Consider the following 21935-nt stretch of genomic DNA (forward strand, 5'->3'; position numbering starts at 1 on the left):
CAAGTAATGAGATTAGCGTTTTCTTCTATGCATCCACTTGTCAATTTTTTGTATTATGTAGGGGTGATTATACTATGTATGGTATGTCTTCACCCTGTTTTTTTAATTGGTGCAATTTGTATGATTCTTATATTAAATATTATACAAGGTAATGGAGAAAAATTGAGAAAAATGTTGCCTAGTATACTTCTATTCGCTTTTATTATTATGATAGCTAATCCGTTATTAACACATCGAGGCAGTACGATTTTATTTTATATTGGTTATAATCCAATTACATTAGAAGCTGTAACATATGGATGCACAATGGCGTTATCGTTGGTTGGTATTATGTTTACGTTTACTTCTTATAATGAAATGATATCGAGTCATAAGTTTTTATATTTATTTTCCCGTATTTCTCCGAAAGTAGCATTGCTTACAATGATTACAGTTCGCTTCGTACCTTTATTTATGAGACGTCTCACCAATATTACACTTGTGCAAAAGACAAAAGGAGTTCAAGTGGATGCGGGTTCTCTGAAAGAAAGGGCACAGAACGGCATGAAGCTTTTGCAAGTATTATTAGTTTGTTCATTAGAAGAAGCCCTTCAAACCGCTGATTCTATGCAGGCACGAGGATTTGGAGTGACAAAACGAAGTACATATATTCGATACCGTATGGAACATAGAGATTGGCTTGTCCTTACTTTGTTAGTAATTTTATTTGTATATTGCCTTTTCGGAGTAAGTATAGGATATGGTGTTTTAACGATTTATCCAAAAGTAGAATCACTCCTTTTGCAACAAAATGATCTGTTTTTGTTTATTCCATTTCTAATGTATATAAGTCTACCAATTTTAGTAGAAGGGAGGGAGTGGTTATGGTGGCGCATGCAGAAATAAAACAACTTTCATTTACATATTCAGACGAGGAGTCTGCCGCTTTATGTAATGTATCTTTATCGGTTTCCCATGGAGAATTTGTCGTGTTAGCAGGACGTTCTGGTTGCGGCAAGACGACGTTATTAAAACATTTCAAAAAAGAACTTCTCCCAATTGGAATGAGAGAAGGCAGCATGTATTATGATGGAGAATCTTTACATACAATACCAGACTTATTATCGGCTCAAGAAATTGGCATGGTGTTTCAAAACCCAGAGAATCAGCTTGTGATGGATACTGTTATTCAAGAACTTGCATTTTCTCTTGAGAATGTCGGCTATGAAACAACGGTCATTCAAAAAGAATTGCTGAATTAATCAGTTTTTTAGGGTTTCAAGATATGTTGCATCAATCTGTACATACGTTATCTGGAGGGCAAAAGCAGCTTGTAAATTTAGCTGCTGTACTTGTTTTACAGCCTAAATTGTTGCTATTAGATGAACCGACAGCACAGCTAGATCCAATTGCAGCAAAAGATTTTTTAGGACTATTGAAACGAATTCATGAAGAATTAGGAATTACAATCATTATGAGTGAACATCGTTTAGACGAAGTGGTTCCTCTGGCAGACCGAATCGTTTTTATGGATGAAGGTACAATTGTTTATGATGGAAATCCAAGTGAAGTAATTCTAGAAATGTGGAAAGTAGAAGAGTTTCGTCCATATATCCCGCAAATTCCACGTTTGTTTTTAGAATGGAAGGCTGAACACGTTCCGTTTACAGTACGTGATGCACAGAAACAAATTTCCTCTATTTTAAATGAATTTCAGTATGATATACCATCGCAGCATACAGAAAAGGTACATGTATTATTACAAGCAAAACACGTTTCATTTCAATATGAAAAGCATGGACCGTTTATTTTGCAGGATTTGATGCTGACGGTTAAACAGGGACAATGGACAGCGCTTGTTGGGAAAAATGGTACTGGGAAATCAACGTTATTAACGCTTTTAGCAGGATTACATAAGTGTCGCAGAGGAAAAGTAGTTTGGGAAGGAAAGCCCATTCATAAAACGGAAGTGAAAGAGCGCTTTAAAAAATCGGTTATGTTTCGCAGCACCCTTACTACCATTTTACACATGATACTGTTTGGGACGAGCTTTTTATCCGTGCGCAACAATTATATAAAAGAGAAGCGAATGAAAAAGTAGAAGAAATGCTTCGGAAGTTTTCAATCTTGCATATTCGTAATCGCCATCCGCATGATTGTAGCGGCGGAGAACAGCAATTAATTGCTCTTTGTACAGTGTTATTGTCAAAGCCAAATCTATTATTACTAGACGAACCGACAAAGGGATTAGATCCAGGGAAGAAAGAACAGCTGGGCAAGTTGTTTCAGCAATTACAAAGAGAAGGAACGACGATTGTTATGGCGACGCATGATATTGAATTTGCAGCGAAATATGTAGATAACTGTATCATGTTATTTGATGGGAAAATTATTATGGAAGACACACCGGCACGTTTTTTTAGTGAGAACTTTTTTATACAACATCTGTTAATCGTTTTATTCGTAAACAACTGCCGTATGCTTTAACATGGGAGGATGTGTTTGAGGCGTGTCCAAAAGATATGCTGGTATAGTTGTAGTCGTTTTTTTAGTGTTGATTATTACACTTATATTTACGTCTTTTGTGACGGATCAATATTATATATGGTGCAGTCTGTTCCTTTTAATTGTGATTATGTTGCCATTTTATGTGCGTTTTGAGAAAAAAGCTTTTGTTTCGCGTGAAATTGTACTTGTAGCTGTCCTAGCGGCAATTGCTGCGATTAGCCGCGTTCCATTTTCTATCATTCCGAGTGTACAACCAACTTCGTTTGTTATTATTGTATCAGCAATTGTATTTGGTAGTGAGACAGGTTTTCTTATCGGTGCAACAGCTGCGTTAGTTTCTAATATATTCCTAGGACAAGGACCTTGGACCCCATGGCAAATGTTTTGCTGGGGTATGATGGGTTTTTCAGCAGGACTGCTGCGTCATACGTGGATGATGAAAACATTATGGGGAAGAGTTCTTTTTGGATTTATTGCAGGATTTGCTTTTAACTGGATTATGAATTTATGGTTTCTTATTGGTTTTTTGAAAGAACTAACATGGGATACTTTTATAAAGGCATACATTACAAGTTTTTATTTTGATCTTGCACATGCGCTTTCAAATGTATTTTTTCTTTTGGTGTTTAGCACATCTTGGATTAAAATATTGGCACGCTTTAAGAAGAAGTACGGTATATTAGAATAAGAGAATGCAATATACGTTTTCTCAAGTAAATAGAGAATAAATTTTTTTATAAGGCATAAATATATACTGTAGGATCGCGACTTACATATTCGTTCGCCTTTTGAGACACTTCTTACATGATGTAAGGGGTGTCTTTTTTATTTATAAGTAAGTGTATTTCTAATTAACTATTTAGGTATTAGAATCCAATTCATACTTTGTTTCTCATACTATGGTACTACACTCATAGATAGAAAGATGATACAACAGATGGATGTTGCAATAATGATATATCTATATACTGGTAGTGATAAAGAGAGTGATATTTCAGATTTCCCCTTTTGTATATAAATTCCCTATCGGAAAATTGAGTAAAAACAAGGTGGGAGATGCGTGATAACTGTTGGCTTGGCATAATCGCTGCAACTAATTAACGTATGGGGAAAACGCCCATTTCCAGCAGTTGGAATTTATTGCATTAGTACGAAGAAGGGATGTAAAACATGATAAAGAGTATATATGAAACACATTTACATGTAAGGGATTTAGAGAGAGCAGTTGATTTTTACCAAAATAAACTTGGATTAAAGCTAGCGAGAAAATCACCTGAAAGGAAAGTGGCCTTTTTTTGGATAGGAGAAGATAGACGACAAATGCTGGGATTATGGGAAGTGCCAACAGATGCTTATATTCAGCTCAATCATTTCGCTTTCGAGGTAGAATTGAATTTCTTAAAACAGTCCAAAATATGGCTGGAAGAGAGAGGGATAGAAGTGATTGGAAGCCAAGGAAAAGGGAATCAAGAACCCATTGTCCAAAGCTGGATGCCGGCAGCGAGTGTTTACTTTCTCGATTATGATGGAAATAAGCTGGAGTTTATTTCTTTATTATCAGATGAACCAAATGACCTTGGATATGTACCATACTTAAGTGAGTGGGAAAAAGAAGTTGCTAATCGAAACGTTTAAAAACAAAATTCTAATGGTGTAGAATTTAAAAATATGGAGCTACGGTGTTATAAAATTACTTTTCTATGAATCAATTGGCGAGTTCAATAGGGTTGATCCTTTCTTTAGCATGTTTAACCCACAAAATGTTTAATTATAGACAAAGTTTCCTCAGAAACAGCAGGATTGATTATATATAATAAACATTGAGAATGATTTTCGAAGTTGAGGTGTCTATATGATAAAGCCAGTGATTCCAAAACAACATGGTGCATGGGCGATGCTTCTTATCCCATTTTTGCTTAGTGCTTTAATTGGCAAAGCGACATGGCAGCACATACCACTTTTTTTAGCATGGCTATTTGTCTATCTAGCAACATATCCCTTTTTGATGTATATGAAACAAAAGCGACAAAAACGCTATTTACACTGGACGCTCATTTATTTTAGTCTTGCTATTTTGTTTGGTATAGTTCCACTTACATACGAATGGCGTATTCTTTTTTTGCAATATATATGCTTCCATTATTTTTTGTAAACATTTTTTTTGCGTGTCAAAAGAATGAGCGAGCACTACTGAATGATGTTAGTGCTATTATCGTTTTTTGTATTGGCGGAATGATCAGTTATTATTTCACAATGAAAACAATTGATGAAACAGCATGGCTAATCGCACTTGTTTCATTTTTATACTTTCTGGGAAGCACGTTCTATGTGAAAACGATGATTCGAGAAAAGAAAAATCCAACATATCGTTGGATTTCATGGGGATACCATTTATCACTTGTAGTTGGTACGTTCATTGTGTCTCCTTGGTTTGTCATTGCGTTTATTCCAAGTTGCATTCGCGCTATTGTGTTATATGGTAAAAAAGTAACTGTTTTAAAAGTTGGTGTGTGGGAAATCGTCAATTCAGTTTATTTTTTCATTGCTACTACAGTATTATTTCAATTTAAGGGTTGATATTAAATTAATGAATAAAAAGTAAGCATGATTCATACGTGCTTACTTTTTATTGTTAGGAATTGTTTATCTCGCATTAACGGGCAGTAAGTCCCCCACCTCAAGATTTTGAGAAGATTGAAGAAAGTAGGTGGGGGATAACTGCCCGTAAAAGCCCGATTGGTTCAACTAACCATCAGTGGAGGATGAAAAAACCCCCACTGATGGAAATTTCACTTTATTCTTGAGATAAAATATTTGCCGTACTATCGCACTGTTGCAGCGCATGTTGGACAGCTTGTAAAGATTGTTCAATACGTTGACGATTATCTGATTTCTCGACTGTTTGCAAGGCGCTTTGTAAACAGTTTTTTGCTTCATGTAAAGCTTGGCAAGAATCTTGAACATGACCACGTGCATTTTTTTGCATGATTGCACCTCCTTTGGTCTATACATTTGTAGTATGAGCAAAACGAAACAAAATATAATAGTTTTCAAAAAATGAATCCTGATAATTCTTATAAGAATTGACTTTTTTGGTTATATTCGTTATAGTGAGGGTTAAAGTGAATATTTTCTTATCCAGAGAGGTGGAGGGACTGGCCCGATGAAACCCAGCAACCGCAATGCAGGTGCTAATTCCAGCAGAACATTTTTGTTCTGAAAGATAAGAAGGAAGAGATATGTTCCGCTTCTTCTTATCGAAGAGGTTTTTTATTGCAAAAAAACCGATAATGAAAGATGGACAACGAGAAGAAAGGAGTGGACATAGCTGTGACAATCGAGAAATATATTACATTGCGAAGTGCAATTTACGAATATATGGAAGAACAAGAAGAGCCGATTACGTTATTGGATATTCAAGAGTATATTGCTTCTGAACATAAAGGGAAATTTGCGAAAAAGATGCTTCAGCAATTTTATTTATTACGGTTACTTGATGAATTAAAACTGGATGGGAAAATTACTTTAGCAGAGCCACACAAATATATAGATGATAAGGGGATTTACTACATAGTAAAAGAGAGAAGAGGGAGTTGATCTCTCTTTTTTTATGTTATAATTTATTTGAAAATTCACTCACTTTTGAGGTATGTAGATAAAAAGACTGTACTATGCAGTCTTTTTACAAGGAAATGGTGCTGAGTGTGTAGTGTTCAAAAATTAAATGTGCCCCGAAAGATGGGCGTTCTCGGCTAACAAATAAAAAAGACACCATCGCCGAATAGGTGTCATTGCTTTTGTAAAAGGGGCTTGCCCTTTGACATATATTAGAATAGCATGTGAATCCAATAAAAGTCAAAAGGAAATTTAAGGAAAGGTGTTGTTTACAATGAACATATTGATTGTATACGCGCATCCAAACCCGTCAAGTTTCAACGCTGCTATTTTGAAACATGTGGAACAAGGATTACAAAAAACAAGTCACTCTGTAGCCGTTCTTGATTTGTATAAGGAACAATTTAATCCTGTTCTAACCTTTAACGAGACAAAAAAGAGAAGAGATTTAGTGCATGAGGAAGAAACAGGGGAATATAGGGAATTAGTTGCAGAGGCAGATTACTTCATTTTTATTTACCCAGTTTGGTGGTGGAGTATGCCGGCGATATTAAAGGGATTTATTGACCGAGTATTTGTTTCAGGTTTTGCTTACAAATATGAAGGGATAATGCCTAAAGGATTACTTACAGGAAAACAAGCATGGGTGATTTATACACTAGATTCTCCTTTATGGTACGCTGCACTTTTATACCGATCAGCTGAATGGATTGTAATGAAGAAAGGAATATTATACTTTTGTGGGATACGTAACATAAAGCGTTCTGTATTTCAATCTGTGAAAAATAGTAAACAAGAAAAAAGAGAGAAATGGCTGCAAAAGATATATGAGAAGGCGGCAAAATTATGAAAAATAAGGAACAGATTTATAAAATTATGAGTGTATGTAAAAGAGAAGATGATTTGTTTTATTCTTATCTTTCTTGTTTATTTAGGATAAAAGAGAATAGCAAGCAATTTTCTAAAGTTAAACAAGAAGTGCGGGAAGAGTATCTTATAAGAGGTATTTGTGAGAGAGAAGTAGACATTTTAGTAGAACAAAACCAACAAGTTGCAGATTTGTATATACCTAAGTTGCTTCGATGGGAATTTTTACAGGCAAACGTCTATTATATAGAAGACTTGTGTTCGATGGTATTTCAGTTAGAACCTTTGTGTTTCTCAGAAGAACAATGGGAAAATGTAATTACGATCATAGAGAAAGAGCTGCCATAAGACAGCTCTTTTTGTAACAAAAACTTCGAAAGTTAAAGCCTAATTGGAGGTTCTTTTTTGTAAGTGTTTTGCAATTTGTAAATACATATCACTATATGCGGATTGTATTTCTCCGTTATGATTAGCATTTGATGAAAAATGAACGATAACCATATTTGCAGTTGGATCAATATATAAGCATTGTCCATAACTCCCAAGTACTTCGAAGGCATCATGTTCATTATGGGGAATCCACCATTGATTATGATAAGAATATGCTTCACCATCTCCAACTGGAAGTTCGTATTTTTTAATATTCTTAATTTCATCAATGATAGAAGAAGAAATAATTTGCTTTCCGTCATATACGCCATTGTCCACAATCATTTTTCCGAACCTTGCCATATCTCGAGCGGTTGCATTTAATCCTGCGCTGGCTTGTTCTACCCCTGTTTCATCAACAACATAATAAGCATCCTCTTCTGCTCCAATTTGTGACCAAAAATGTTCACTTACCATGTCTGCTAGGGATTTTCCTGTCACAGTACGAATCACCCATCCAAGCGTTTCGGCGGAACCGTTATCATATGAAAAATTCTCTCCAGGAGCAGCAGTTTCGTTTGCTTCTAGTAACATGTCATAAATTTTTAACGGTCCATCATAGTTTTTGCCGCGAGGAAGAAGATTACTCGCTAAATATAATTGTGCATCTTGATTAGCTAATCCAGCTTGTTTAAAGCCATGAGTTGGGTATTTTACTGAAACCTGCATATCTAGTAGTTGCTGAATTGTTGCCTTTCCAAATGGTGTTCCTTGTAATTCTTTTACGTAAGTTTCTGCAGTTATATCGGGCTGTAGCTTTCCTTCTTCAATGAGTGTGCTAATGAGAAACCCTGTAAATACTTTTGATAACGAAGCCATACCGTGTGGTTCATTTTCTTTATATCCATCAAAATATCGTTCATATACAACCTTATCATCGTGCAGGACAATGAAAGCATCTGTTTTGTATTTTTCTAATAATTGAAGAACGGTCGTATTATCATTATTTTCATCTGTAATATGTAAATCATCTAAATTTTCCAAGTTAGTTGGAAGAGAAGATACATAATTTTGATTTTTAGCGACAACTTTTGTGGAAGCAAATTCTCGCATATGTGAATACGACCAACGAAGATATGGATCATTTAACCAGTTTTTTTCGTTACTGTTTGTTTTGAGGAAAACCCTTTATTTTGTTTGAATAACGTAAAACTCATACCGGTTAATATAAATAAAAAAATAAAAACGATTAAAATTAGAGGGGATTTTTTGAATTTCATAACAAGCCTCCTTATGCTTTCATTATAAGGATAAGTTTCTTAATGAGCAAAAAAAGAGAGTAAACATAGAAGTTTACTCTCTCTTATATCATTAAGCAGATAATTTTCCTTGTGTTGTTTGCTTTTTGAACTTTTGTTTTCGTCCGTGAAGAAAATAATAAATAAGTAATGTAAATGCAACGATAATAGAAGAGATAAAATACATATTATGATAGCTTGAATGTGCTGCGATAATACCTAGTACGAAAGATCCGATACCCATACCTGTATCAAAAAATGAGAAATAAGTAGCTGTTGCAGATCCGCGTCGATGGTGCGGAGCGACACTAACTGCAATTGTTTGGAAGCTCGGAATTAAGGTTCCGTATCCTATACCGATAAGTACACCGGCAGCAAGTAACCAAAATGGCGTTTGCGCTTGACTTAAAGTGAACATTCCAATCATAAATATCATAATAGAGGGATAAATGAGAACATTTTCTCCGAATCGATCAAATATTTTACCTGAAAAAGGACGAGAAATAACAACTACAATTGCATATACGACAAAGAAATAACTTGCAATATCAGCCATGCCAAGTTCCTTTGCATAAACCGGGATAAATGAAAGGATACCGCTATAGGAAAAGGAAAGCACGCAGCCTGTGATAGCAATTGGAATTGTTGAAGGCTCGATTAAATCTTTCCATTGCATATGTTTCTTTTCTTTCTTTACAGTTGTTTTTTCGTCAGGAATATTTACTAGTAGTCCGCATAGAAAAGCAAGCATAGAAAATATAGAACAAACAATGAATAAAACTGTAAACGAAAATTTAGAAATGATAGTTAATCCTAAAAAAGGACCAATAACCATTGGTAAACTCATAAATACTCCATAATAACCAAGTGCTTCACCGCGTCGATGGGCCGGGGCTACATCTGTTACGATTGTACCAGTAGCTGTTGTTGCCATCCCAAATCCGATACCATGTAAGAAGCGCAAAGCGAGTAATAAAAATAAACTTTGAGCACCGAAATACATTACTGTTGCAGCTAAAAAGAGTGAAAGAGAGATAAATAAAATTTTCTTTCTTCCTAAATCATCGAGCCATTTACCTGTAAATGGTCGGCATAGTACAGAAGAAATTAGAAACACTGTTGCAACAAGACCCATTTCTTCAGGTTTTCCTTTTAGTCCGTCGATGACATATATGGGTAAGGTTGTCATGAGCATATAAAATGTTAAAAAGAGAAATAGACTACTCAAACATGTTCCGATGAAGTCTTTCGCCCAAAGTCTTTGACTTTTCATAGTCATCCCTCCAATTTCTAATCTAGATTACGAATTACTTTTTGTAGTACGTGAAAAGCACGACGAAGTTCTTCATCGTTAATATCTTGCAGTGCTTTTTCCTCAAATGAGTCTACCTCTTCCTGCCACATTGGAATCATTGCTAGTGCTGTTTCTGATAAAGAAATGAGCTTCTCGCGTCGATCCGTTCCTTCTTTTCTAGTGATCCAGCCCATCGATTCCATGCGTGTTAAAGTGCGAGTCATTGTTGGTGATTCAACGTTTAAATATTGGCATAGTTCAGTTTGTGTGCAAGGTCCAGTCTGATGCAATCTGAAGATTACAGCCCACTGTGCACTGTATAAACCAGTTGGAGAAACACGTTCATTAAACTTTTTGGAAAATTTCCGAGAAGTTTGACTGACGACGTGAAAAAAATGTTGTTTTTCGTCCATATATTTCTTCCTTCCTAATTAGTTGCCTAGCTAACTATATCCCTTTTTTCTGAATTGTCTAGTAGTCTGTGCGCCACGCTTATGTTAAAAGTACGTTAATTTTTAGATTGAGAACGTATATTCCGTATGGTATTATAAAGTTGAGAATTTTCTGTCTTTTAAATTATGTGTAATTGATAATTTTGAGGGGGAAAGAGGATGATTAAACCTACAATTATGAAGTCAGTAGTATTATCAAATGGCGAAACAATTGCCTATCAAGAAGTGGGAAGTGGAACAGAAGTATTAGTGCTTATTCACGGGAATATGACATCTTCACAGCATTGGGATTTAGTTATCGAACAGTTACAAGATTCTTATCATATTTTTGCTCTTGATTTACGTGGTTTTGGCTTTTCAACTTACCATCAGCCTATAGATTCATTAAACGATTTTGCGCAAGATGTAAAGCTGTTTGTGGATGAATTGCAATTGAAAGATTTTTCATTGGTAGGATGGTCAATGGGTGGAGGAGTTGCAATGCAGTTTGCTGCTTCTTATCCGATGGATGTGAAAAAACTCATACTAGTTGAATCTGTAGGGATGAAAGGATATCCGATTTTTAAGAAGGATATAAACGGTCAGCCAATTGTTTCAAACTTATTGAAAACAAAAGAAGAAATTTCGCAAGATCCTGTTCAAATTGTACCTGTTGTGGAAGCTTTAAAACAAATGAATAAGCAATATTATCGCACTATATGGAATTTGCTTATCTACACTAAGCATCAACCTGATCCAGAGCGGTATGAAAAATATCTTGATGATATGTTAACGCAGCGTAATTTTGTTGATGTAAATTATGCGCTTGTAACATTCAATATATCAGATGAGCATAATGGAGTTGTAGCTGGGAATGGGAATATTAATCGCATTCAAGTACCAACATTAGTTCTCCAAGGTGATCGTGATTATGTTGTTCCAAAAGCGGTTGGTGAAGAGCTAGCAAAGCATCTGCCAAATGCAAAATTAGTCGTGCTAAAAGATTGTGGACATTCTCCTTTTATTGATTGTCTAGGGATATTTATAAATGAAACGATTACGTTTTTGGAAAGGTAGTAAATGGTTCCTATCCACTTCCTTTTATGAATAAATAACATATAATGTAGAGTTACGGTTTCTAAAAGGAGAAGTATTATGGATGTTTTTTATATTGAACCAGTTATATTTATATCGCCAAATGTTCCAAGAGCAACTGTTTACTCATCTATTCGTTATGGAGCTGTGCATATGCAGCCTTTGTTAAATGGAACTAATATGCATATTCAGAAATTATATTTTCAAACATTCCCTCCAGTATATGGAACGAAGTATTATGTAATCTATTCGAATCCAGTACAAGGTGTAGTTGTGCAGCAACCCGCTGTGTATATCCCAAATTTGAAATCAATTTCAAATCATATGCAGAAATATGTGAAAGCTCAAACATGGGACGGCTGAGAGCTAGAAGTTTGGACTTCTAGCTTAATTTTTGTGAAAATTGAGAGTATACGATTTATGGATAAAACAGCTATAATAAAGGATGTGAGTTCAAAGAGGGAGCGTAATAAAATGGGGAGAAGGTATACATTTTGGGTTATGATTGGAATTGTTGCAATATCTGGACTTTCACAAGGAATGTTGTTGCCGGCAATTGCAATGATTTTTGAGAAGGAAGGAATTAGCTCAAGTTTTAATGGTATTCATGCTACGGCATTATATATTGGTATTCTTGTTATTTCACCTTGGCTTGAGAAACCGATGCAAAAGTTTGGGATGAAGCCTCTTATAGTAATTGGGGGCTTTATTGTTGTTGGAGCACTATTTTTATTTACACAAACATTTTCTTTTTGGGTGTGGTTTGTTCTTCGTTTTTTAGTTGGAGTAGGAGATCATATGCTTCATGTTGGGACGCAAACATGGATTACAACGACTGCAAGTCCGCATAAAGTAGGAAAACAAGTTTCCATTTACGGAGCATTTTTCGGTATCGGTTTTGCAATCGGACCATACCTAGCAAGTACAGTACAATATGGTATTACAACTCCGTTTATTGTATCGACAGTTCTTTGTTTAATAGGCTGGTTATTATTGATTCCGACGCAAAATACATTCCCGGATCAAGGTGAAGTGAATCAAGAAAGTGAATCTTCTTTGCAGCGCTATAAAAAAGTGTTGATGATTGGCTGGATTGCACTGCTTGCACCATTAGCTTATGGAGCATTGGAAGCGATGCTTAATAGTAATTTGCCTGTATACGCAATGCGGAAAGGTTGGTCAGTTGAACAAATTTCATTTTTATTACCAGCGTTTGCTATTGGTGGAATTGTTACGCAAATTCCACTTGGTATGCTTAGCGATCGATTTGGAAGGGAGCGTATTCTAACATGGTCGTTTAGCATTAGTACATTGATTTTTCTATTAGCAGCTGTATTTGATGAGTATTATGGGTTTGTATTTGCGTTTATGTTAATTGGGGGTATGGTCATTGGATCATGTTTTTCACTTGGGCTCGGTTATATGACAGATTTATTACCAAGGCACTTACTACCAGCAGGAAACATTTTGTGCGGAATTGCTTTTAGTGTCGGAAGCATCACAGGTCCTGTATTAGGTGGACTGTTTATAGAGAAAATACAGTATACAAGCTTTTTTCTTGCTGTTATGATCGTCATGGCAGTTATATCGATTATTTATATGACATATATGAGAAGTCAATCAATGGTAAGGAAAGTAGAAAGTAGGTAAAACAATGACAAAACAATTAAAAAAGAAAAAATTTGAAGTATTACCAGATGAAACAATTGCACAGTGTTTAGAGAGAATGGAAAAAGAAGGATATACACCTTCCCGTCGAATGGAAGAGCCTATTTTTCATGAGGTAAAAAGAGAGGGGAAAACTGTTGTAGAGCCGTGTGGACGAAAAATAGTATTTGAAGGAAAGGTAAAATAAAGAGGTCTTGCGAAGAACTTTCTATTTCTGTTTTAATATTTAAAAATGTTTTTAGAAAAAATGTGCAAATTTAAGAATATACCACATATAATATAGCGAAAGGCCTTTCACCATTTTTCACCGAGGGGGCAATCATAATGAAATTTTTGTCTTACCTTACAGCAATTCTGGTGATTATTGGCGGTTTGAATTGGTTATTTGTTGCGCTAGATTTTAATCTCGTAGAAAAACTTTTTGGTTCTGTATCAGCACTTGTTGACACTGTTTATTGGCTATTTGGTCTTTCTGCTCTGTACCAAATTTACGACCGTTTTTTTGCAAGTAATTAGCAATTATACAACTATTATTTAAAGTGTTAAGCAGACGTGCTTAACACTTTTTGTATTTTCATTCGATTTCTTCAATGTTTAGAAGGATAGAAGATGGGGGGATCGTGTGGTTTGATGGATTCAACTGAGTGTTAGTGGAGAATTTTGCGTTATCTCGCATTAACGGGGAGTAAGGCTCCCATCTGAAGAAAAAGGAGATAAGTGAGAGATAACAGCTGTGAGAGTCCAATTGGATGGATTTTCTATCGGTGGAGGATGAGGAAAACTCTCTGCTGATGGAAGTTTCACTTTATGAAAAATTACTTGTGCGAACGGTTCCAATACGTCTTAGAATAAAATGAGAAAAACAGTTTGACCGAGTATTTTATATGCGTTATAATTCAGAAAGTTTAAAAATTTATAAATATAAAAGAAAGAGGAGAATGAGATGCATCGAGTATACAATTTTTCAGCTGGACCATCTATACTTCCAATACCCGTTTTAGAGCAGGTACAAAAAGAACTATTGAACTATCATGAAACAGGTATGTCTATAATGGAAATGAGCCATAGATCTACAGCATTTCAGGACATTATAGACGAAACGAAAGATCTACTTTGTGAATTAATGAATATCCCTGAAAATTATGAAGTGCTTTTTATACAAGGAGGCGCATCTTTACAATTCTCCATGATTCCACTAAATTTAATGCACCGATATAAGCAAGCGGCATATGTACATACAGGTTCTTGGTCAAAAAAGGCGATTCAAGAAGCGGAAAAAATCGGAACTGTTTCGGTTGTTGCATCTTCAGAAAATGATCAATTTAAATCCATTCCAGAGATAAATAGCACACTTTTCTCACGAGAAATAGATTATGTGCATATTACAACGAACAATACAATTGAAGGTACACGTTATGTCAATATTCCTGAAACAGGAGAAATCCCACTTGTTGCTGATATGTCTTCAAATATTTTATCCGAAGAGTATGATATAACAAAATTCGGCCTTATTTATGCCGGAGCACAGAAAAATTTAGGGCCTGCAGGATTAACAGTTGTTATCGTTCGTAAAGATTTAATTGGCTCTGCAAATTCTGCTTGTCCGACGATGTTAAACTATGAAACTTACAGTAAACATAATTCACTTTATAATACTCCACCATCCTTTAGCATTTATGTAACAAAGTTAGTTTTACAATGGCTGAAAGCGCAAGGCGGTGTGCAGGCAATAGAGAAAAGAAATCACGAAAAAGCAGCAATTTTATACAACTTTTTAGATGAGTCAAGTTTATTCACTTCACCAGTAAATGCTACGTATCGATCTTTAATGAATATTCCATTTACAACATCTTCAAATGAACGGGATGCATTGTTTATACAAGAAGCAAAAAAGCTTGGTTTTGAAACATTAAAAGGGCATCGTTCTGTTGGCGGTATGCGTGCTAGTATTTATAACGCAATGCCAGTAGAGGGCGTACAAGCGCTTGTGGATTTTATGCATATATTTGAAAAGAAACACAAATAAGGGGATGAAGAAATGTTTCATATTCAAACGTTGAATCAAATTGCTGAAAAAGGGATTGCTACTTTTTCAACAGATACATATAGTGTAGGAGAAACAATTGAGCAGCCTGATGGTATTTTGCTGCGCAGCTATTCATTGCATCATGAGGAGTTTTCAGAACAGTTAAAGGCCATTGCCAGGGCAGGAGCAGGTGTAAATAACATACCAGTTGAGCGCTGTACAGAGAAAGGAATTGTTGTTTTTAATACACCAGGGGCTAATGCGAATGCGGTAAAAGAACTTATACTTGCAAGTTTAATTATGTCATCTCGTAATCTTGTAGATGGGATTGTGTGGACAAAAGATTTGCAAGGGGAAGAGGTACCACAGCTTGTCGAGAAAGGGAAAAAGCAATATGTTGGTTCAGAGATTGCAGGAAAGCGACTTGGCGTTATTGGACTAGGAGCGATTGGAGCTCTTGTTGCAAACGATGCTCTATCACTAGGGATGGATGTTGTTGGTTATGATCCATATGTTTCTGTTGAAACAGCTTGGCGGTTATCTAGACAAGTGCAGCGAGCATTCAGTTTAGATGAAATTTTTGCAACATGTGACTATATTACCTTACACGTTCCATTAGTTGAACAAACGCGAGACATAATAAATGAAACATGCATTTCAAGTAATGAAAAAGGGAGTTCGTATTTTAAATTTCTCTCGTGGAGAGCTTGTTGATGAAACAGCATTAGAACAAGCACTTGAGGCGGGCATTGTAAAGCATTATATAACAGATTTTCCAAATGAGCGTGTGCTACAAATGAAAAATGTCATTGCAACACCGCATCTCGGAGCATCTACCAATGAGTCAGAAGAAAATTGTGCGGTTATGGCATCTCGGCAGCTGCGAGACTTTTTAGAAACTGGTAATATTCGTAATTCGGTTAATTATCCAAATGTAGAACTTCCTTATATCGGAAAGAAACGAATTACAATTGCGCATCAAAATATTCCGAACATGATGGGCCAAATTACAGCGTGTTTGGCAGAGCATCATATTAATATTGCAGATATGGTCAACCGTAGTAAAGGCTCTTTTGCATATACAATGATTGATATTGATAATGGTATAGATGATATTATTAAAGAAGATGTTGTTGCAACTATTAGAAACATTACAGGTGTCGTAGCAGTACGGATGATTGTATAAAGTGAAACTTCCATCAGTGGGGGCTTCATCCCCTACTAATGGTTTGTTGAACCAATCAGGCTTTTACGGGCAGTTATCCCCCACCTATCTTCTTCGCTTCCCTCTGAATCTTGAGGTGGCGGGGCTTACTGCCCGCGAATAGCGGGATAAAGGAGAGATTTCATTGGCAACAATTAAACCATTTCGGGCAATTCGCCCTGTACAAGAGCGCGCAAAAGAAGTGGCTGCTCTTCCATATGATGTACTCAATAGTAGTGAAGCAAGAGAAATTGCAAAAAATAATCCTTATTCATTTTTGCATATTGATAAGGCTGAAATTGACTTAAGTTTATCTATTTCTCCTTATGATAACGATGTGTATGAGAAAGCAAAGAAAAATTTACAACATATGGTTGAAACAGGTGTGCTTATACAAGAAGAGAAAGCATGTTTTTATATTTATGAACTTACAATGAATGGTCGTTCTCAAACTGGACTTGTTGTTTGTACATCGATTGATGAATATATGAACGACACCATTAAGAAACATGAGCGGACGAGAGCTGAAAAAGAAAAAGATCGCATTCGTCATGTTGATGTATGTAATGCTCATACAGGACCAATCTTTGTAACATATCGCGGGAAAAGTGAAATTGCAAATGTAATTGCGAATTGGAAAGCAACGCATAGCCCGGTTTATGAATTTACAGCAGATGATGCAATTAGGCATAAAGCGTGGATAATTCATGAAGAAAGAGTCATTACTACATTAATAGAGCAGTTTGAGGAAATACCTTCTTTATATATTGCTGATGGCCATCATCGCTCAGCATCTGCTGTGAAAGTTGGAATGATGCGCCGCGAAGCATATTCTAGTTATACAGGTGAAGAAGAATTTAATTACTTTTTATCTGTACTTTTCCCGAAAGATGAATTATCGATTTGGGATTATAATCGCATTGTAAAGGATATAAACGGGTTATCAGAAGAACAATTCTTACAAGAAATATCTCAATCTTTTTATGTAGAAAAAGCAAATATAGTACCATATAAACCAGCAGAGCGTCATACATTTGGGATGTATTTGAATAAAGTATGGTATAAGCTGACTGCAAAACCAAATATGTTTGATGCAAATGATGTTGTAAAAAGATTAGATGTATCGATTTTACAAGAACAATTGTTACATACGATTTTACATATTGACGATCCTCGTACAAATGACAGAATTGATTTTGTAGGAGGAATACGCGGACTGAAAGAGCTAGAAAGAATGGTTGATGAGGAAGGGTGGACTGTTGCTTTTTCCATGTATCCAACAACAATGGAAGATTTACTGGATATTGCGGATGCAGGAGAAGTTATGCCGCCAAAGTCAACGTGGTTTGAACCGAAGCTTCGCAGCGGTTTATTTATTCATTCGTTAGAGTAGAAGAGGGGCAGATTGCTTTCTCTTTTTTCTTGCATATTTTGTATCAATCTTATAATGTAAAGTCGTACTAACTGAAGGAAAGGACTCGAGATATATGATACATATTTTATTGGCTGATGATGATTTACATATAAGAGAACTTCTACGTTATCACCTTCAAAAAGAAGGTTATACAGTGTGGGAAGCTGAAGATGGAAAAGTAGCACAGTCTATATTAGAGAAAGAAACAATTCATTTGGCGATTGTTGACATTATGATGCCGCATATGGATGGTTATACACTTTGTGAAGAAATTAGAAAATATTATGATATACCAGTTATTATGTTAACGGCAAAAGATCAGTTAATAGATAAGGAAAAGGGCTTTTCTGTTGGAACGGATGATTATATTGTAAAACCGTTTGAACCGGCGGAAGTATTATTTCGAATGAAAGCATTGTTACGTCGTTATCAAATGTTAAATGCAGATATTATTCAATTACATGGAACGACAATCGATCGGAAAAGCTATGAAGTACGTTGTCAAGAACAAACTATTTTATTACCGCTAAAAGAATTTGAGTTACTATCACAGCTTGCAAGTTATCCAGGACGAATTTTTTCTCGGGAAGAATTGATTGAACTTGTATGGGGAGTTGATTTTGCGGGAGATGAACGTACCGTAGATGTACATATTAAGCGATTGCGTGATCGTTTTTCTAAACGGACAGATGATTTTCAAATTAAGACGGTGCGTGGTCTTGGATATAAATTGGAGTTGAAATAAAATGCGATCATTGTATTCACGATTTGTTATGATTTCTATCGTTATTATGTTAGCCAGTAGTGTAGTTGGTTTTTTATTATCTAATGTGTATTATCATATTTATTTGAAACCATATAACAGTGAAAAGATTTTAAAATACGCCCAAGAAGTTAAACATTTATATGAAAAGTCTGATGAACATAGTCGAGAGGAGTATTTACAATCTATTTCTAATCTTGGTTTTGAAATTTATGTTGTAGATGATCAAAAACAGGGGAAGCGATATGGGAATGCATTTCGAAAAATTAATGTGAGTAAAGAAACAATAGAGAGTGTATTAAACGGGCACACATATAATGGTATTTCAACGTACCCTGCACGGTTATTTATAACAGGTTTTTTTGATAATGAGCTTTTAAATAGTATTGGGATTCCGATTCAACATGATGGGACAAACTATGCGCTCTTTATTCGTCCTGATATTCAACAGCAATTTGGAGAAATGCGCATTTTCTTTGCTGCATTAATATGTTTAACCGTTGTAATAAGTATTATTTGTATTGTAATTGCAGCACGGTTTATTGTACGTCCTATTCAACTTTTTACGAGTGCAACTAAGAAAATTGCAAATGGAGAGTATGAAATAGCCCTGCCAGAATATCGAAAAGATGAAATTGGAACACTGGCTGTCAGTTTTCGTAAAATGGCAAAAAGCTTAAAGGACTTAGATCGGATGCGGCAAGAGTTTGTTTCAAACGTTTCGCATGAATTTCAATCACCTCTTGCGTCAATTCAAGGATTTTCGAAGACCTTACAAACAAATGATATGAGTGAATCAGAACGTAAGCGTTATTTGAAAATTATTGAATCAGAAAGTAGACGTATGTCTAGTTTGTGTAAACAATTATTAACGCTTGCATCTCTAGATAAAGAAGAACAAGTTTTGGATAAGAAAATGTTTGATGCTGGAAAACAAATAAGAGATGTTATTTTTATGTTAGAGTGGCAATGGCGTGAAAAAGATGTCGCGATTGAATTGGATGTTCCAAGTATACAAGTGTATGGAGATGAAAATTTGCTCCATCAAGTGTGGACAAATTTATTGACGAATAGCATTAAATTTACAGAAAGTGGCGGGACCATTTCATTTTACGGGGAAGAGAAAGAAACGGAATTGCATTTTACTATCTCTGACACAGGGCTAGGTATGAGTGAAGAGGAGATAGAAAAGATTTTTGAGCGGTTCTACAAAGCTGATGAAGCGCGAAATAGAACAATTGAAGGAAGTGGGTTAGGCCTTTCGATTGTGAAAAAAATTGTTGATCTTCATGAAGGCACTATTACTGTACATAGTATAAAAGGAGAAGGTACCACGTTTACAATTCAGCTTCCGAAAGCGTAAAAGATTCTACAAATTATGTAATGATTTTGATTTGAAGATACAAATAATAACTAAGTGTACAATTTAGCAGTGCATTACACACTTAGTTAACAACAAAAAAGGAGCTATGAGGTTAAAGGTATATAACTACAATTAAGTATTATAATTAAAAGCCTATATCGAAAATTACTAAGTAACTTTCGATATAGGCTCCTTTTATTTAGGTTGCTCTATACGATAGGGGTACCACCACATACCTATCAAGCTAAGATTTTAAAGCACCATCTAAATGGAAATTTTGTGTTTTTATAGCACCGAAGTTCATTTTTATCGTTTTGGAGAAGAGTGTGTTTCTTAAATTGATAGAGATTTGGCGAGATCCCAATAAGGCATTTTAATTTAGATGAGCAGGTCGCTAAACTTAATCGGCTATTTCGTATAAAAGATTTAATGGTATATGGAAAATGGAGCTGTATGTATTAAGGCTCCATTTTTATATAGATGAAAAAGTATTATGTTTATCCTGTAAGGGTATTCAATTATGATTCTTTTTGTAATTGCTGAATTCTCTTTTCTCCCCAGTCGTACATCATTTGTAAAATGGGCTGTAAGCTTTCGCCGAGATCTGTTAAAGAATACTCTACTTTAGGCGGGATTTCTGGATAAACTTTTCTTGCGATTACACCATCATCTTCTAATTCGCGTAATTGTTTCGTTAATACTTTATGTGTAATTTTGGGAAATAAATGTTGAATGGTACTAAAGCGCATTGGACCATTTATACCTAATCGATATAAAATGACAATTTTCCATTTTCCACTAATGATGGATAACGTTAATTCTTTCGCACAATTAAATTCTTTATTTTGTATTTTATGTAATACCTCATGACGTAAATCTTGCTCCATGCTTTTCACCTTCCATTCGGTATCCTAGAGGATACTTTCTATCAAAAAGGTGCATTCTTCTCGCGTTTTTATACTACATATATAATGAAAGATGTAGAGCGGAAGTAATCGCTTTATTCTAAATTAACACAATTGGATTAGGAGATAGTTATATAGGGGAGGGATTATATATGCAAGAAATGGGGAAGATGACAAAAGGTTTTATTAGTAGCTCTTTGGCAGAGCAACCAATGACAATAAACAGTCGTTATACATTTAGTTTGCCATTGTACACGATAGGAATATTATTCATTGAATTACTTGAAAAGGGCTATGTACAGTTAAATCAAAATGATGAAATAGAAATAAGAAATAATCAAGGTACAAATCGTGTATACGTGAATCAACTTATATTATGTATACAAAATAACAAAAGACGTACATGTAAAGAATGGATGCACTATTTTGGTGAAAAAAGCAAAGTGACAGATGAAATATTTAAGAGCATAGTAAAAGAAATGAAGCAAGAAGGCACAGTTCGGTATAATTCTAAAAAGAGATTCGCCAATATTTTTACACAAATGCAAATTGAATATGTAACGAATGCAAACTCATTTGTAGAGTATATCAAAAAAATTCGTTGGTTAAAAAAGAAAATAAAATTGAGATGATTATCTTATTATGGAAATACTACTATGCAGCTTATATAAACGAGCAAGAAATAGCTTCTTTACAAAAAGAACAAATGATTTATCGATTTGTAAAACAAATTCAGGAAGGTGTTCTTGAAGGAGCGCAAAGAAATATTTTATTTGTGTAATTGAAAAAGGAAAACTCGAAAACAAAATTTTATTCCGTATGAATAGGCAGTAAGCTCCTAACATTTGTACAGACGTGTAATAAACACGGAAAAATTAAGTTGGTAGTAAAATGAACTGTACTCTATAAAATGGATAGTTTAATAAAAGGACCATGAAAGATTAAGCGTTAAAGTAAAATGTTGATATTTAATCATTGAAAAAGGACTGTCAAATTTAGACAGTCCTTTTGAATTCTTATTGAACTAAAGCATGCGTTAGTTCAATAAAAGCTATTTATTAAATATTCCATAAATAAATGAAAATATTAATACAACAAAATAATACAAATACTTTTTTAGCCTTCTTATAATACTC

21 protein-coding genes, 4 pseudogenes and 1 riboswitch are annotated in these 21935 nt (G+C 35.0%); of the genes and pseudogenes, 20 read left to right on the forward strand and 5 right to left on the reverse strand.

Annotated features, from left to right (window positions below; genetic code table 11):
- The first annotated feature begins 6 nt into the window (after positions 1–6).
- The 5 genes and pseudogenes from ACEWFJ_RS11775 (at position 7) to ACEWFJ_RS11795 (ending at position 5064) form a co-directional block, all read left to right on the forward strand.
- A complete protein-coding gene (locus ACEWFJ_RS11775; protein ID WP_473688565.1) occupies positions 7–885 on the forward strand; it encodes an energy-coupling factor transporter transmembrane component T in 879 nt (292 codons plus the stop codon).
- A pseudogene (locus ACEWFJ_RS11780) lies at positions 864–2513 on the forward strand (ABC transporter ATP-binding protein). The gene ACEWFJ_RS11775 and the pseudogene ACEWFJ_RS11780 overlap by 22 nt, the downstream one beginning before the upstream one ends.
- Positions 2489–3175 (forward strand): ECF transporter S component, encoded by a 687-nt coding sequence (locus ACEWFJ_RS11785; protein WP_473688567.1) that lies wholly within the window; start codon positions 2489–2491, stop codon positions 3173–3175. The pseudogene ACEWFJ_RS11780 and the gene ACEWFJ_RS11785 overlap by 25 nt, the downstream one beginning before the upstream one ends.
- A 482-nt stretch (positions 3176–3657) precedes the next feature.
- On the forward strand, positions 3658–4122 hold the full coding sequence (locus ACEWFJ_RS11790; protein ID WP_473688569.1) for a VOC family protein: 465 nt from the start codon (positions 3658–3660) through the stop codon (positions 4120–4122).
- Between the two features lie 220 nt (positions 4123–4342).
- Positions 4343–5064: pseudogene (locus ACEWFJ_RS11795) on the forward strand (YwiC-like family protein).
- Positions 5065–5281: 217 nt separating this feature from the next.
- On the opposite strand, the gene ACEWFJ_RS11800 reads toward ACEWFJ_RS11795, so the two are convergent.
- Entirely contained in the window at positions 5282–5473 is a 192-nt protein-coding gene (locus tag ACEWFJ_RS11800; protein ID WP_473688571.1) for a hypothetical protein, read from the reverse strand.
- Positions 5474–5618: 145 nt separating this feature from the next.
- Positions 5619–5717, forward strand: a riboswitch (SAM riboswitch).
- 67 nt (positions 5718–5784) lie between these two features.
- On the opposite strand from ACEWFJ_RS11800, the gene ACEWFJ_RS11805 reads away from it, so the two are divergent.
- The 3 genes from ACEWFJ_RS11805 (at position 5785) to ACEWFJ_RS11815 (ending at position 7317) form a co-directional block, all read left to right on the forward strand.
- Complete coding sequence (locus ACEWFJ_RS11805; RefSeq protein ID WP_473688573.1) at positions 5785–6084, forward strand: hypothetical protein; 300 nt, start codon at positions 5785–5787, stop codon at positions 6082–6084.
- Between the two features lie 292 nt (positions 6085–6376).
- A complete protein-coding gene (locus tag ACEWFJ_RS11810) occupies positions 6377–6952 on the forward strand; it encodes an NAD(P)H-dependent oxidoreductase (RefSeq protein ID WP_473688575.1) in 576 nt (191 codons plus the stop codon).
- Positions 6949–7317, forward strand: a complete 369-nt coding sequence (locus tag ACEWFJ_RS11815; RefSeq protein WP_473688577.1) for a hypothetical protein — start codon at positions 6949–6951, stop codon at positions 7315–7317. Before ACEWFJ_RS11810 ends, ACEWFJ_RS11815 begins: the two co-directional genes overlap by 4 nt.
- Positions 7318–7356: 39 nt before the next feature.
- On the opposite strand, the pseudogene ACEWFJ_RS11820 reads toward ACEWFJ_RS11815, so the two are convergent.
- The 3 genes and pseudogenes from ACEWFJ_RS11820 to ACEWFJ_RS11830 all read right to left on the reverse strand — a co-directional run bounded on the left by ACEWFJ_RS11820 (position 7357) and on the right by ACEWFJ_RS11830 (position 10343).
- Positions 7357–8618, reverse strand: a pseudogene (locus ACEWFJ_RS11820) (serine hydrolase domain-containing protein).
- A 91-nt stretch (positions 8619–8709) separates the two neighbouring features.
- A complete protein-coding gene (locus ACEWFJ_RS11825) occupies positions 8710–9909 on the reverse strand; it encodes an MFS transporter (protein ID WP_473688579.1) in 1200 nt (399 codons plus the stop codon).
- Positions 9910–9926: 17 nt separating this feature from the next.
- Positions 9927–10343, reverse strand: coding sequence for a MarR family winged helix-turn-helix transcriptional regulator (locus ACEWFJ_RS11830; protein WP_098310783.1), 417 nt, complete (start codon positions 10341–10343; stop codon positions 9927–9929).
- 198 nt (positions 10344–10541) lie between these two features.
- Between ACEWFJ_RS11830 and phaZ the strand changes: the two genes are divergently transcribed.
- The 10 genes and pseudogenes from phaZ (at position 10542) to ACEWFJ_RS11880 (ending at position 19894) form a co-directional block, all read left to right on the forward strand.
- Positions 10542–11438, forward strand: a complete 897-nt coding sequence (gene phaZ, locus ACEWFJ_RS11835; RefSeq protein WP_473688581.1) for an intracellular short-chain-length polyhydroxyalkanoate depolymerase — start codon at positions 10542–10544, stop codon at positions 11436–11438.
- A gap of 78 nt (positions 11439–11516) precedes the next feature.
- On the forward strand, positions 11517–11819 hold the full coding sequence (locus tag ACEWFJ_RS11840) for a hypothetical protein (RefSeq protein WP_473688583.1): 303 nt from the start codon (positions 11517–11519) through the stop codon (positions 11817–11819).
- Positions 11820–11930: 111 nt separating this feature from the next.
- The gene (locus tag ACEWFJ_RS11845) at positions 11931–13106 is read left to right on the forward strand and encodes an MFS transporter (protein WP_230576322.1); all 1176 of its coding nucleotides are present in this window, start codon (positions 11931–11933) and stop codon (positions 13104–13106) included.
- A 4-nt stretch (positions 13107–13110) separates the two neighbouring features.
- Entirely contained in the window at positions 13111–13311 is a 201-nt protein-coding gene (locus tag ACEWFJ_RS11850; protein WP_098310779.1) for an NETI motif-containing protein, read from the forward strand.
- A gap of 137 nt (positions 13312–13448) precedes the next feature.
- Positions 13449–13640, forward strand: coding sequence for a DUF378 domain-containing protein (locus ACEWFJ_RS11855; protein ID WP_098310778.1), 192 nt, complete (start codon positions 13449–13451; stop codon positions 13638–13640).
- 427 nt (positions 13641–14067) lie between these two features.
- Positions 14068–15150, forward strand: coding sequence for a 3-phosphoserine/phosphohydroxythreonine transaminase (serC, locus tag ACEWFJ_RS11860; protein ID WP_473688585.1), 1083 nt, complete (start codon positions 14068–14070; stop codon positions 15148–15150).
- 12 nt (positions 15151–15162) lie between these two features.
- A pseudogene (locus ACEWFJ_RS11865) lies at positions 15163–16336 on the forward strand (3-phosphoglycerate dehydrogenase family protein).
- A 163-nt stretch (positions 16337–16499) separates the two neighbouring features.
- Entirely contained in the window at positions 16500–17747 is a 1248-nt protein-coding gene (locus ACEWFJ_RS11870; RefSeq protein ID WP_473688587.1) for a DUF1015 domain-containing protein, read from the forward strand.
- 94 nt (positions 17748–17841) lie between these two features.
- Positions 17842–18513, forward strand: a complete 672-nt coding sequence (locus ACEWFJ_RS11875; RefSeq protein WP_098310774.1) for a response regulator transcription factor — start codon at positions 17842–17844, stop codon at positions 18511–18513.
- Position 18514: 1 nt separating this feature from the next.
- Positions 18515–19894, forward strand: coding sequence for a sensor histidine kinase (locus ACEWFJ_RS11880; RefSeq protein WP_473688589.1), 1380 nt, complete (start codon positions 18515–18517; stop codon positions 19892–19894).
- A gap of 518 nt (positions 19895–20412) precedes the next feature.
- On the opposite strand, the gene ACEWFJ_RS11885 is transcribed toward ACEWFJ_RS11880, so the two are convergent.
- Positions 20413–20781: a winged helix-turn-helix transcriptional regulator gene (locus tag ACEWFJ_RS11885; RefSeq protein WP_253629813.1), complete on the reverse strand. Its 369-nt coding sequence runs from the start codon at positions 20779–20781 to the stop codon at positions 20413–20415.
- 170 nt (positions 20782–20951) lie between these two features.
- Here ACEWFJ_RS11885 and ACEWFJ_RS11890 point away from each other — a divergent pair, with 170 nt between their 5' ends.
- The gene (locus ACEWFJ_RS11890) at positions 20952–21431 is read left to right on the forward strand and encodes a hypothetical protein (RefSeq protein ID WP_473688591.1); all 480 of its coding nucleotides are present in this window, start codon (positions 20952–20954) and stop codon (positions 21429–21431) included.
- Positions 21428–21580 (forward strand): hypothetical protein, encoded by a 153-nt coding sequence (locus ACEWFJ_RS11895; protein ID WP_473688593.1) that lies wholly within the window; start codon positions 21428–21430, stop codon positions 21578–21580. The genes ACEWFJ_RS11890 and ACEWFJ_RS11895 overlap by 4 nt, the downstream gene beginning before the upstream one ends.
- The last annotated feature ends 355 nt before the right edge of the window (positions 21581–21935 follow it).

The sequence above is a fragment of the Bacillus sp. EA-CB0995 genome (genome assembly GCF_055814245.1).